Source organism: Pseudomonas sp. BIOMIG1BAC (assembly GCF_001705995.2).
Classification (GTDB): Bacteria; Pseudomonadota; Gammaproteobacteria; order Pseudomonadales; family Pseudomonadaceae; genus Aquipseudomonas; species Aquipseudomonas sessilinigenes.
Genome location: NZ_CP049045.1, coordinates 2,993,376 through 3,005,397 on the forward strand (window position 1 = coordinate 2,993,376; position 12,022 = coordinate 3,005,397).

Annotated in this window: 14 protein-coding genes and 1 tRNA gene; 9 read left to right on the forward strand and 6 right to left on the reverse strand. The window is 65.4% G+C overall.

The window, feature by feature from the left end; all coding sequences use genetic code 11:
• Positions 1-11 precede the first annotated feature (11 nt).
• The 6 genes from ATY02_RS14285 to ATY02_RS14310 are packed head-to-tail and all read left to right on the forward strand — an operon-like array spanning position 12 to position 4,942.
• Entirely contained in the window at positions 12-338 is a 327-nt protein-coding gene (locus ATY02_RS14285) for a hypothetical protein (RefSeq protein WP_006378798.1), read from the forward strand.
• The gene (trbL, locus tag ATY02_RS14290) at positions 335-1,702 is read left to right on the forward strand and encodes a P-type conjugative transfer protein TrbL (RefSeq protein ID WP_006378795.1); all 1,368 of its coding nucleotides are present in this window, start codon (positions 335-337) and stop codon (positions 1,700-1,702) included. Before ATY02_RS14285 ends, trbL begins: the two co-directional genes overlap by 4 nt.
• 18 nt (positions 1,703-1,720) lie before the next feature.
• A complete protein-coding gene (gene trbF / locus ATY02_RS14295; RefSeq protein WP_006378793.1) occupies positions 1,721-2,425 on the forward strand; it encodes a conjugal transfer protein TrbF in 705 nt (234 codons plus the stop codon).
• Complete coding sequence (gene trbG, locus ATY02_RS14300) at positions 2,422-3,414, forward strand: P-type conjugative transfer protein TrbG (RefSeq protein ID WP_164823662.1); 993 nt, start codon at positions 2,422-2,424, stop codon at positions 3,412-3,414. Before trbF ends, trbG begins: the two co-directional genes overlap by 4 nt.
• A gap of 2 nt (positions 3,415-3,416) precedes the next feature.
• Positions 3,417-4,700 carry a TrbI/VirB10 family protein gene (locus ATY02_RS14305; RefSeq protein ID WP_016487820.1) on the forward strand — a complete coding sequence of 428 codons (1,284 nt, stop codon included), beginning with the start codon at positions 3,417-3,419 and terminating at the stop codon, positions 4,698-4,700.
• Complete coding sequence (locus tag ATY02_RS14310; protein WP_006378741.1) at positions 4,697-4,942, forward strand: DUF2274 domain-containing protein; 246 nt, start codon at positions 4,697-4,699, stop codon at positions 4,940-4,942. The genes ATY02_RS14305 and ATY02_RS14310 overlap by 4 nt, the downstream gene beginning before the upstream one ends.
• Before the next feature lie 301 nt (positions 4,943-5,243).
• On the opposite strand, the gene ATY02_RS14315 is transcribed toward ATY02_RS14310, so the two are convergent.
• Together ATY02_RS14315 and ATY02_RS14320 are read right to left on the reverse strand one after the other, a co-directional pair.
• Positions 5,244-6,140, reverse strand: coding sequence for an alpha/beta fold hydrolase (locus tag ATY02_RS14315; protein WP_124347782.1), 897 nt, complete (start codon positions 6,138-6,140; stop codon positions 5,244-5,246).
• A gap of 43 nt (positions 6,141-6,183) precedes the next feature.
• Positions 6,184-6,981, reverse strand: coding sequence for a crotonase/enoyl-CoA hydratase family protein (locus ATY02_RS14320; protein ID WP_068587140.1), 798 nt, complete (start codon positions 6,979-6,981; stop codon positions 6,184-6,186).
• Between the two features lie 168 nt (positions 6,982-7,149).
• Here ATY02_RS14320 and ATY02_RS14325 point away from each other — a divergent pair, with 168 nt between their 5' ends.
• Positions 7,150-7,716, forward strand: a complete 567-nt coding sequence (locus ATY02_RS14325) for a TetR/AcrR family transcriptional regulator (protein ID WP_068587139.1) — start codon at positions 7,150-7,152, stop codon at positions 7,714-7,716.
• A gap of 103 nt (positions 7,717-7,819) precedes the next feature.
• On the opposite strand, the gene ATY02_RS14330 is transcribed toward ATY02_RS14325, so the two are convergent.
• The gene (locus tag ATY02_RS14330) at positions 7,820-8,317 is read right to left on the reverse strand and encodes a hypothetical protein (protein ID WP_068587138.1); all 498 of its coding nucleotides are present in this window, start codon (positions 8,315-8,317) and stop codon (positions 7,820-7,822) included.
• A 140-nt stretch (positions 8,318-8,457) separates the two neighbouring features.
• On the opposite strand from ATY02_RS14330, the gene ATY02_RS14335 reads away from it, so the two are divergent.
• Positions 8,458-8,763, forward strand: coding sequence for a MafI family immunity protein (locus ATY02_RS14335; protein WP_068587137.1), 306 nt, complete (start codon positions 8,458-8,460; stop codon positions 8,761-8,763).
• A 10-nt stretch (positions 8,764-8,773) separates the two neighbouring features.
• Here the strand turns inward: ATY02_RS14335 and ATY02_RS14340 are convergent, their stop codons facing one another.
• Complete coding sequence (locus ATY02_RS14340) at positions 8,774-9,979, reverse strand: MFS transporter (RefSeq protein WP_068587135.1); 1,206 nt, start codon at positions 9,977-9,979, stop codon at positions 8,774-8,776.
• 120 nt (positions 9,980-10,099) lie between these two features.
• Between ATY02_RS14340 and ATY02_RS14345 the strand changes: the two genes are divergently transcribed.
• Positions 10,100-11,008: a LysR family transcriptional regulator gene (locus ATY02_RS14345; RefSeq protein ID WP_068587133.1), complete on the forward strand. Its 909-nt coding sequence runs from the start codon at positions 10,100-10,102 to the stop codon at positions 11,006-11,008.
• A 31-nt stretch (positions 11,009-11,039) separates the two neighbouring features.
• Here the strand turns inward: ATY02_RS14345 and ATY02_RS14350 are convergent.
• Together ATY02_RS14350 and ATY02_RS14355 are read right to left on the reverse strand one after the other, a co-directional pair.
• Positions 11,040-11,114, reverse strand: a tRNA-Gln gene (locus tag ATY02_RS14350).
• Between the two features lie 168 nt (positions 11,115-11,282).
• Positions 11,283-11,987, reverse strand: coding sequence for a hypothetical protein (locus ATY02_RS14355; protein WP_068587131.1), 705 nt, complete (start codon positions 11,985-11,987; stop codon positions 11,283-11,285).
• Positions 11,988-12,022 lie beyond the last annotated feature (35 nt).

Here is a 12,022-nt window from a genome sequence, read left to right on the forward strand (position 1 = left end):
CGGAGGCGGCCATGCGATGCGCTTCCGTCCTGCTGGCCGTGCTGCTGACCGCGTGCGGCCAGCAGCCGGCCGAGAACCTGGCCGACGCCCTGGCCGCAGATCCGGTGCGGCTCAAGGCGTTGCGCGGGCAATGCGCGGTCGACCGGCAGGCCATGGGCGAGGATGCCTGCCGCGCCGCCGCCGAAGCCTTCCGGCGGCGCTTCTTCGCCGGCCATACCGGGCCGGATGAATACAACTCGCTGGCTGAACTCCCGCCGATTCCGCCGAGCTTCGATACGCCCGCAGATGAATTGCCAGAGGGCGCCGTTCCGCTCACTCCGCCCGAGGATTCGCCATGAACGACGTGACCATCATCGACCGTTTCCTCGATACGTTCTCGCGCTACATCGACTCGGGCTTCGGCTTATTGCAGGGCGAAGTGGCATTTCTCACCGCCACGCTCATCGTCATCGACATGACGATCGCTGGCCTGTATTGGGCCATGAGCCACGCCACCGGCCAGGGCGACGACGTGATCGCCAAGCTGCTGCGCAAGGTGCTCTATGTCGGCGCGTTCGCCTACATCATCGGCAACTTCAACTGGCTGGCGAGCATCGTGTTCCGCTCGTTCGCCGGCTTGGGAATCACCGCTACCGGCTCGGCCATCACGATGGAGAACTTTCTTCAGCCGGGCCGGCTGGCGAAGACCGGCATCGACGCAGCCGCGCCGATTCTGGAACAGATCGGGGACATGGCTGGGTTCCCCGAGGTGTTCGTGAACATCGACCCTATCGTGGTTCTGTTCATCGCCTGGCTGGTGGTGATCCTCTGCTTCTTCGTGCTGGCCGTACAGCTTTTCATCACGCTGATCGAGTTCAAACTGACTACGCTCGCCGGCTTCGTCTTGATCCCGTTTGCACTCTGGAACAAGACCTCGTTCCTCGCGGAAAAGGTGCTAGGCAACGTGGTGTCGTCAGGCATCAAGGTCTTGGTGCTGGCCGTCATCGTCGGCATCGGTTCCGGCCTGTTCGCCGAGTTCCAGGTGCATCCGGACGAGCCATCCATCGACCACGCGCTGGTCGTGATGCTGGCCTCGCTCGCGCTGCTGGCGCTGGGCATTTTCGGCCCCGGTATCGCCACCGGCCTGGTGTCCGGTGCGCCGCAGCTTGGTGCGGGCGCGATGGCTGGTGCTGCGGTCGGGGCTGTCGGCACCGGCGTTGCGATCGGGGCCGCCGCAACGGGCGTGGGCGGCGCCGTCATGGCAGGTGCACGAATGGCCCCGGCGGCCGCAAAGCTGGCCGGTGCCGGCGCGCGTGCCGCGACTTCGGCGGCCGGCAGTGCCCGATCGGCGTTCCAGGCCGGTTCCGCTGCGGCCGGCGGCGGTGCCAAGGGCGCGGCGGCTGGCCTCGGCAATGTCGCCAAGACCGGCGCACAAGCCGCAGGCCGCAGCGTCACCTCTGGTGCTTCCGCTGTTGGGCAGAAGGTGGCCGACTCCTTCCGCGCTGGCTGGAACGGCACAGAAGCCGGCAGCGACGGTGCTGGCCGCGGCCAGACCGCAGACGGCACCGCAGGCTCGCAGAAGCAAGAGCAACCGGCCTGGGCCAAGCGGATGCACCGCCGCCAGCAGGCTACCCATGCCGCGACCACTGCCGCCCACACGCTGCGCGGGGGCGACGGCGGCGGCTCCGGGCAAGGCCCGAGCCTGCGGGATTCCGATACCTAACCTTCAAGGAGAACACCCATGCGATTCAAACGACCGCAGGTGCGCTACGCCGATACGCCGCAGCCTGCCACCCCGTATCAAGCCGCCGCCCAGGTGTGGGACGACCGTATCGGCTCCGCCCGCGTGCAGGCGAAGAATTGGCGCCTGATGGCCTTCGGCTGCCTAGTGCTCGCGCTGTTGATGGCCGGCGGCCTGGTGTGGCGCTCGGCGCAGTCCATCGTGACGCCCTATGTCATCGAGGTCGATCAGGCCGGGCAGGTGCGCGCTGTAGGTAAGGCCGCTACGCCGTATCGGCCCGGCGACGCGCAGATCGCGCACCACCTGGCGCGCTTCGTGACGCTGGTTCGCTCGCTGTCCATCGACCCCATCGTGGTGCGGCAGAACTGGCTCGATGCCTACGACTACACCACCGACAAGGGCGCGGCGGTGCTCAACGACTACGCCCGCACCAATGACCCATTCGCCCGCATCGGCAAGGAATCGGTGACGGTGCAGATCACCAGCGTGGTTCGCGCCAGCGACACGTCTTTCAACGTGCGTTGGACAGAGCAGCGCTATGTCAACGGTGCGCCCGCCGGCACCGAACGCTGGAACGCCGTGCTTTCGACCGTCCTGCAAACCCCGCGTACTGAACAGCGCCTGCGCAAGAACCCATTGGGCATCTACGTCAACGGCCTGTCATGGAGCCGCGAACTGGATTCTTCCGAAGGAGCCAAACCATGAAACTTCGTTTCCGCCTTTACGTTTTTCCTTTGACGCTTCTGGCCCTCGCGGGCTGCGCCTCGCAGGGCAAGCCGCCGCCGTCCATCTTGCTCGACGAGCCGGTGCTGGCCCAGCCATTGCCCGAACCGCCCACGCCCGTCGAAGTCGTCGCCGTCCCTGAACCGCTGGCGCTGCCGGCGCAGTTGAAGCCGCTGCCGGAACTCGATGAGGCCCCCGTTGCGCCGGAGCCGGCCGACGAAAAGGTGCGCGTTTCCCGTGCCAATGCAGAAGCGCGTATCGCGCCTACCCGTGAGGGCTACGTCAACGCGATTCAGGTGTGGCCGTTCACCGATGGCGCGCTTTATCAGGTCTATGCGTCGCCGGGGCGCGTGACGGTGGTTTCGCTTCAACCGGGCGAGGAACTGGTAACGGTCGCCGCCGGCGATACCGTGCGCTGGATCGTGGGCGACACGTCCAGCGGCGGCGGGGCCGATCTGCGCGTCAATGTGCTGGTCAAGCCTATCCGCTCCGGTCTGAAAACCAATCTCGTCATCACCACCAGTCGGCGCACCTACCTGCTGGAGCTGACCTCGACCGAGAGGGCATGGATGGCGTCGGTGTCCTGGGACTATCCGAAAGACCGAATGCTCGCGTTGCAGCGCCAGGCGCAGGCAGCGCAGGCAACAACGCCTGTCGATACGGGCCTGTCGCTGGACAAGATCCGCTTCCGCTACGCGGTATCGGGCAGCAACCCGCCGTGGAAGCCGCTACGCGCCTTCGATGATGGAGAGAAGGTCTATATCCAGTTTCCGGCGGGCATCGCCCAGGGCGAGTTGCCGCCGCTGTTTGTCATCGGCGCGCAGGGCGACGGGCAATTGGTGAACTACCGTTTCCGCGCGCCGTACTACGTCGTGGATCGCCTGTTCGGCGCGGCCGAACTGCGGCTGGGCGGCGACGGCGGCGACGTGGTGCGGATCGAGCGCACCGATGGCGTTGCGCGGAGGAACTGACCATGAGCCAGGATGACACTCCCGACCTTGCCGCGCCGCAGGCGGCGGGCAAGATCGCTCCCGAGGCGGTCGCGCTTCGCGCCCAGCCGCGCCCGGTCACGCGCCTGAATCGGCGCACGCTGGCCATCCTCGCCGGCGTCCTGGCGGTGGCCGTGCTCGGCGCGGTGATGTGGTCGCTGCAACCTCAGCGGCGCGGTGCGGGCGAGCAGACCGAGCTTTACAACGTCGATCGTGTCTCGAAGTCTGAAGGACTGGATGCGCTGCCGACGGACTACTCCAAGCTGCCGCCGGCGTTGCCGCCTGCCGTTCCCGAACTGGGGCCGCCGCTGCCGGGCGATCTTGGCCCGGCCATCGTGAAGTCGCAGCAGCCGGCGACGGCCGCCTACGCGGCCCCCGGCCACGACCCGAACGATGCTCTGCGCAAAGAAGCCGAAGCGGCCGCGGCCTCGTCCGTGTTCTTCCGCTCGGGAGGGCAGAATGCGGCGCCGGTGGCGCAGACACAGGTGGCCGCTGCGCCGGGCTTCGCCGCCAATGCGGTGTTTGACCCGCTGGCGGCCGGGCCGGTCTCCACGGCGGCCCAGCCTGCTGACCCGACAGCGGTGCAAAACCGGCAAGACCATAAAGAGGCTTTCTTGAAAGGTGGCTCCACTGAAACCCGTAATTCCGGCAATCTGACCCTGCCAACTTCGCCGTATCAGGTCATGGCCGGAACGGTGGTCGCAGGTGCCTTGGTGACGGGGATTAAGTCGGACTTGCCCGGCGACGTGATCGCCACGGTGACGGAGCCGGTCTATGACACAGCCTCCGGGCGCTTCCTGCTGATTCCGCAGGGTTCGCGCATCCTGGGCAAATACAACAGCCAGGTCAGCTACGGGCAGAGCCGCGTTCAAGTCGTCTGGAACCGGATCATCCTGCCGGACACGTCTTCGCTCACGCTCGACAACCTGGCCGGCACCGACCCAGCCGGCTATGCCGGGCTGGAGGACGATGTGGACTACCACTGGGGCCGCATCTTTGCCGGTGCGGCACTCACCACGCTGCTGGGCGTCGGTGCCGAGCTGGCCGCGCCGGAGAACCGGCAGGATGGTGATCGCGTCATCATCGCTGGGCGCGACAGCGCGCAGGACAGCATCAATCAGGTCGGCCAGGAGATGACCCGGCGCAACCTCAACATCCAGCCGACCTTAACGCAACGGCCGGGCCTGCCGGTTCGCATCATCGTCAACCGGGATCTGGTGCTGCGGCGGTACCAGCCGCTGTTCTTCAACCGGGGGACTTCACGATGAGCACGACCAAGAAGCTGCGGCTCGGCCCGCTGCCGAAGACCGAGAGCACCAAGCTGACTTTCGTTTGCCCGACCAGCTTGAAAGCCGACCTCGACCGCTACGCCGCGCTACACGCGCAGGCGTATGGCGAGGCCGTTGATGCGGCGACGCTGATCCCGCATATGCTGGAAGCGTTCATGGCGGGGGATCGAGGATTCAGGAAGGGCACGGCGACCCGCAGCACACCACCGAAGCCGCCATGATTGCACCGCATGCTATTCAACGGCATCCATCGAACGCGCAGCCCAGGCTGCGCGTTCTTCATTCTGGATGCCGCCGAGCCTGTTGGGCTATGATGATGCGACAGGCCCGCCGTTCCTCGGCAATCCAGCACTACACAGTGCGATGCGGCTTTCTCTCCCAACGCTCCTATGTCGCTCCTAGCCGACAACGCCGCTCTTCTTCTAAGCGGCCCCGAAAGGAGCTAACCTACTGTCCCATATACGGTTTCAAGTCCTTCTTGATTTGCGCGAAAGACTTGACACCGGCACTTTTTTGTCCGGATCAGGCTGGGGGCTGGCCGGGATGGTCCAGCAGCCAGTCGAGAATGTCGTCCCACAGGGGCTGGGCATCGTCGCGGAAGTAGCCCATGTGGCCATAGGGGCGGGCGCCGGCTGGCGGCTTGAGGTCGAGCCGGGTCATGGGGGCGTTGCAGTAGCCCTTGGCGAAGGCATCCAGCGAGCGCGGTGGGGCCCAGGGATCGTCCACCGAGGTGGCGAACAGACAGGGCGTGCGTACGCTGGCGTAGCGCTCGGCCAGGTGAGCCATCTGCGGGTCGTCGAAGTAGTAGTGCGGGTATTCGCACCAGCGCTTGAGGTCGCGGTAGACCCCCAGCGGCAGGTCCTCGCCCATGCCCAGGAGGCTCCAGGCCATATAGCCCTTGTACGCCACCAGCGGTGGCAGGATGAGCTTCCAGAGCAGGCGCATTTTCAGTGCCTCGCGCCAGTGCATCCAGCCGCTCCAGCCGGCGCCGCTACCCAGGCTGTAGCAAGCGCTGACGGCCTGGTGGTTGGGTAGCAGGCCGAAGGCGTGGCCGCCGAAGGAGTGCCCGACCCAGTACAGCGGCAGCGTTTCGTGGCGCAGCAGTTCCACCGCCGCGGCCAGGTCCTGGTAGGCCCAGTCCAGGAAGGACATGGCAAACCCCTTCAGGCTCCCGGCGCGGGATTGGCCGATGCCCCGGTAGTCCAGGGTCAGCACGTTGAAACCGCGACGCGCGGCATGTTCGGCGAAGCGCCGGTAGAAGCGTTGCTGGACGCCGGCGGCGCTGGCCAGGAGCAGATTGCCCCTGGCAGTGCCGATGGCCGGGTAGCGCAGGGCGCTCAGGCGATAGCCATCGGCGGCCACCAGGGTCAACGGCTCGCTGTTGACGGACGGCTGATCGGCACGGACTGCAATGTTCAATACAAGCCTCCTTGAGGCAGAGGTTCGGGACGGGCAGGGCGGTTCAACGACCCAGGAATACCGGCTGGCGTTTTTGTAGCATGGCCATCACTCCCTCGCGAGCGTCTTCGCTGCGAACCTGCTGCATGAGCTGCGGATTGAGCTGGGCCAGGGCCGCTTCATCTCCCTGCTCCAGGGCGAGGAAGGCCGACTGCAAGGTCGCCCTGACCGCCAGCGGCGCAGCCCTGGCGATGCGCTCGGCATAGTCGATGGCCCGGGCCAGCAGTTGTTCGGGGGCCACCACTTCCACCAGCAGGCCCATGTCCAGGGCCGTGGCCGCATCGAATTCCTCGCCGGTGAGCATGTAGCGCATGGCCCGGGTCCAGCCGGCCACCCGGGGAAAGCGCAGTGTGGCGCCGCCGGCCGGGGAGATGCCGCGCAGCACTTCCAGCTGGGCGAAGCGTGCATTGCTGGCGGCGATGGCGATATCGGCGTTGAGCAGCAGCTCGATGCCGGCGGTCCAGCAGGCGCCCTGTACCGCAGTCACCACCGGTTTGTTGCGCCGGGGCCCGACCACGCCCCAGGGGTCGATGCCGTCTTCGGGGTAGGCGATGCCGCCGTTGGCCAGCTTCGGCGTCAGCTCCATCAAGTCCAGCCCGGCGGTGAAGTGCTCGCCGTGGGCGAACAGCACCGCGCAGCGCAGTTGTTCGTCGCGCTCGTATTCGCCCAGGGCCCGGGACAGGTCCTCGAGCATGGCGCTGTCGAAGGCGTTGCGCTTGGCGGCCCGGTCCAGGCCGATCAACAACACCTGGCCCCGTTGCTCCCGGGTGACCCGGCCCGTTGTACCAGTGGCTTGGTTCATCTTGGCGTTCTCCTGAAGTACGTTGTTGGTTGAGTGAGCGAGCGCCTGGCGAGTTATTGACCAAGCGTTCGGTTACTGAAACTAAACAAACATTCGGTAACCGTCAAATTGAGGCGGGCCCGCTTATACCCTAGAATCACTGGCCGTGATCCCGCCCAGGAATGAGCCATGCGCCCCCCGAAGATTTCCCGTGACGAACTGCTCCAGCGCTGCGCCAGCACCTTCAAGCGCCTGGGGTATCACGGCACCACCATGGACACCCTGGCCGCCGCCTGTGGCCTGACCAAGGCCTCGTTCTATCACCATTACCCGAACAAGGAATCGCTGCTGCGCGACGTGCTGGAGCAGACCCACCAGGTCATCGCCGGGAGCTTGTTCGCCGTGGCTTGCGACGAGCAGCTCACCCCGGGCCAGCGCCTGGAAAAGATCGGACGCAAGTCCATGAAGCTGTTCCAGGATGGGGCCATCGGTTGCCTGATGGGGGTGATCGCGGTGGATGCGACCTACGGCAAGAGCGAGCTGATGCAGCCGATCCGGGCCTTTCTCGATGACTGGGCCAAGGCCCTGGCCCAGCTGTTCGCTACCCGGTACGAGCCGGAGCAGGCGCTGGCCATGGGAAGGCAGTTGGTGGCGGACTACGAGGGGGCGATCCTGCTGGCGCGCATCTATGGCGAACCGGCCTATATCGAGCAGGTGACCCGGCGGGCCCTGGCGAGCCTCGACGAGGGCCTGTAGACGCGAAGCATGCTCGCGATGGAGGTTAACGGTAGTGCGTATCGACTGGATAAACGCAGCGCCCTGAAGTCCATCGCGGGCAAGCCTCGCTCCTGCAAATGCCTTAATCGATCAGCATTGGGCTACTGCCCAGGCTTTCTTCGGGAACCGTGACGATCATGCAGCCGATGGCTCCGGCATGTTGGTAGATCGTGGTGGTGTCATGGGTCCTGGCATATTCAACCAGCGCGCGCTTGCCCTCGTCGCTGTAGCCCAGGCCTACCACCCAACGGGCCTCCACGGTTTGCTTGGTGTACTTTTTCAGCTTCAGGATGTCCTTCTCAATTTCCTCGAGCAGTTTCTTGCCAGCGTTGGTGGCGCTCTCGACCTTCAACTCGATGGCGTATTCATCGACGCCCTGGCGCGCCAGTACATCCAGGCGCAGTTTCTCGTTCGGTGGCGGGTAGGGCACTTCCCGGGCGGCACTCATATGGGGCTGGCGCAACAGCAGGATCAGGAACTCCACCTGGAACCATATTTCCCAGGCGGCTCCGGTGGCAATGGCCGACTCGATGCGGGCGTGGTCGTTGAGGATCAACTGGCTCAATTGGCTACTTTTCATGGGGCGTCACTCTTTGCTGGGTAGATGCACAGAGGAACGGGGTGCAGCAGGAGTTGTGAAGGCCTGGCGGCGTGACAGGGGCCGGTTGGCAAATTCCGCGGACGGTACCCGACAAGCGATTTCCAGCAAACGAGGAGTGCATGAGCATGCTTGTACCGATAGACCCCTGGCGAACCGACTTGATCCAGGTGCTGGATGAGGCGTCGTTGCTCATGGCCCAGGCTTACCAGCGGCTGGGCGACCGGGTGCCGCCGGAGCATGCGCTGGCCCAGGCGGGGCTGGAGCACGGACGGGAGATCGTCCTTGACTACCTGGAACATAACGAGGCCGGCCTGGCTTTCGAGCATCTGCGGTACATGATCGAGGAGCCGCCCCTGGTCTTGTCCGAGTCGGCCCAGTGCGCGTTGTTGCGCATTGCCCGGTACCTGGGGCAGGCACCTGCCTGAGCGCCACCCTTCAGTCCGCCGGCCGGGCATGCACCTGGCCGAGGTTGGCGGCGCCCAGGCAGTAGAACAGCCCGCCGCTGACGACGAACAGGCCCAGCATCCAGAAAATTGCCTGGGGCGCTTGGCTGGCCAGGACCAGGCCGCAGAGCATCGGCCCCAGGGCACCACCGAGGTTGGACAGGTTTTGTGCGCCGTAGTACAGCCCGCGCAGGTGCTCGGGGGCGATGCAGTCTATGAACATGTACTCGGCAGGGAAGACGATGATCTCGCCCAGGGTGAACACGGCCATGGCCAGCACCCACAGCGCCAGGTTGCTGGCCAGGGCGAAGCCGCCGATGCCCAGCAGGAACAGGCCCAGGCCCGTGGCCAGCCACAGGTTCAGGTGTTGGCGCAGGATGCGCCGACCAATGGCGTACTGCAGGCTGATCACCAGCAGCGCGTTGGTCGCCACCAGGGTGCTGATGGTGGTGTAGGCAACCTCGGCCGATGTGGTGACCACCAGGTATTGCGACAGATAGGCCGAGAACTGGCCGAAGACCACGGCGCTGAGCAGGCCGCCCAGGGTGAAGCAGACCAGGCGGTAGTCCGCCAGCAATTGCTTGCCCAGGGCCAGGAAGGACAGCGGGGGCTGGGCGGGTTCGGTGATGACTGGCGTTCGCTCGCCCCGGGCGAGGTACAGGCAGAAGAACCCCCCACCCAAGGTCGCGGACAGCACGAAGGGCAGGCTGATATCCAGCTTGGCCAGCCCGGCGCCAAGGAACGGGCCGATCGCGTAACCGATGTTGGTCAGGGTGTACTTGATGGAAAACCCCGTGCTGCGCTGGTTTTCCGGGAGCAGGCGGGCCAGGCCGGCCTTGATGGCGATATCGAACACCGCGTAGGCCAGGTTGATCGCCAGCAGGCACAGGTAGAACGACCAGAGGCTGCGGGCGGCGAAGCTACCGACGAAGCCCAGGGTGAACACCGCGCAGCAGCACAGGACCAACCGATGGTTGGCCATCCGGTCCACCAGGAAACCGCCGTAGAGGCTCAACACCGATCCGATGATCAGGCTGCTGCCCAGCACCACGCCGATTTCGGCGACATCCAGCTGGAAGCTGCCTGCCAGGTAGATCACCAGGTAGGGCAGGGTCACCGCCCGGGCCAGGGTCAGCACCAGGGTGCCGGCCAACAACAGGTTGAGGGCCGCCGGATAGTGTTTCAGGGTGCGCAGCATCTGTGCCTCTTGCAGTGATACCGATGGGATGGCGATCAGCTTACTAGGGAATCTGGTTCTGTTTTATGATGCTTTTTACCAACTGATGTGAACTAGATTCATTAATAGACAGGGTGCCGCATGTTTTCCTCCGAACGCTTGAAGGGTATCGACGTGTTTGTCTGCGTGGCCGACTGTGGCAGCTTCAAGGCGGCCGGCGAGCGTCTGAACCTCACGGCGTCGGCCATCAGCAAGGCCATCGCCCGTTTGGAGGCGCGGCTGCAGGCGCGATTGTTCCGCCGTACCACCCGCAGCCTGGCCCTGACCGATGCCGGCCTGGCGTTCTACCGAACTTGCAGTGGCGTGCTGGCCGACCTGGAAGAGGCCGAGCTCGAGTTGCAAGCGCAACGGCATGAGCTGCGCGGCAAGCTGCGCATCGACCTGCCGGGGGCATTCGGCCGGGCCCGGGTCCTGGGGCCGATCCTCGAATTTGCCCGGGAGCACCCGCAGTTGCAGCCCCATGTGACCTTCTCCGAGCATCTGGCCAATCCCATCGAGGCCGGGGTCGATATCGCCGTGCGCTTGGGTGGCCCCGACCTGTGGCCGGCGGAACTGGGGCATCGGCACCTGGGAACCGAGCAGTACCTGTTCTGTGCCACCCCGGGCTACCTGGCGCAGCGCGGCGAGCCGCAGGTCATCGCCGATCTGGAGCGGCACCAGTGCATCGCCTATGGCTGGGCGGACGGGCGCGTGCACCCCTGGAGCTTCGCCACCGACGAGCCGGGGCAGATCGAGCGCCGGTCGGTTACGGCCAGTTGCGTGGTGGGTGCGGGGGAGGGCTTGCTGATGGCGGTGCTGGGTGGCTATGGCATCGCCCACCTGCCGTCGTGGCTGGTCAAGCGCCAACTGCAGGATGGCAGCCTGGTGGAAGTCTTGCCGCATTTGGCGACCCGGGGGCAGACGATCAACCTGCTATGGATGAAGAGCCGGCAGGGATTGCCCAAGGTCAACGCGATGCTGGAGTTCCTGGCGCGAAGCCTGGAGGAATGAACAATGATGAAGGAACAACGAGGAAGAAAAATGGCAGGGGCGGCTGGATTCGAACCAACGCATGGCAGGATCAAAACCTGCTGCCTTACCGCTTGGCGACGCCCCTGTAGCTGTTGCGACGTTACTTGCTTGAAGTGCCGGTCCGGGGAGGACCGCTGCAAGAACGGGCGCAAATTTAACAACTCGCCGGCGGTTTGGGAAGCCCCCAGCGCAAAAAAAATCGGTTTGAAAACAGCTGCTTAGTCCTGCCCGGGAGTTTTTCCCCGATTGACACTCAACCGACGAGGTAGGCGTCCTGGGTGTCCTGCAGCGGCCGGGCGTGCTCCAGGGCCCGGCGAATGGCAATGAGCTCCGCACCCGCGAGCACTCGCCGACCCCATTCGTAAGTATTCCCGCCAGGGTCCAGGTGCACCGATAACAACCCGCTGACCTGGTCACCGATGATCTCCAGGATCATTTCCATCATGCCTTCGCTGCCGTTGGCGGCGCTCAGGCAAGTCAATCCGCCGACGTCGGCGCGCCCGCACCAGAGGGCTTCATCCCAACTCAGGCAAGCGCCCTGCGGCCTGCCGATGCCGGGCAGGCTCCAGGTCTGCTGGTCCAGCGGTTGGGCCTTGAGGGCCGCCAGCAGTGGGGTGCAGGCCAGGACCTGCAAGGCAAAGCGCTGCCTGCCCCGATGCAGGTCATGCATTGGCTGGGCGGGTGGCTGCTGCGGCCCGCTGACCCTGACCTGCAACAAGTGGCTGTGGACGAGTTCCGAAGGTTGTTCGCTCCAGCCGTTGATGTCGCTCACGGGTGGGTGCCAGATCAACTGCAGGGTCTCACCGACCAGCAGCCGATCCTGCGGCTCGAAGAACGCCGAGATGCCCTGGCCTACTTGTGGCAGCAGGTCGCGCAGGCTCAGCGTCGCAGCGCCATAGTCGATGCCCAGGTCCGGGGACCAGAACAACGGGGAGCAGGTTTTCAGCGGGGCGGGCATGGACGACTCGATCCTGGGCAGGTAGGAAATGGTTT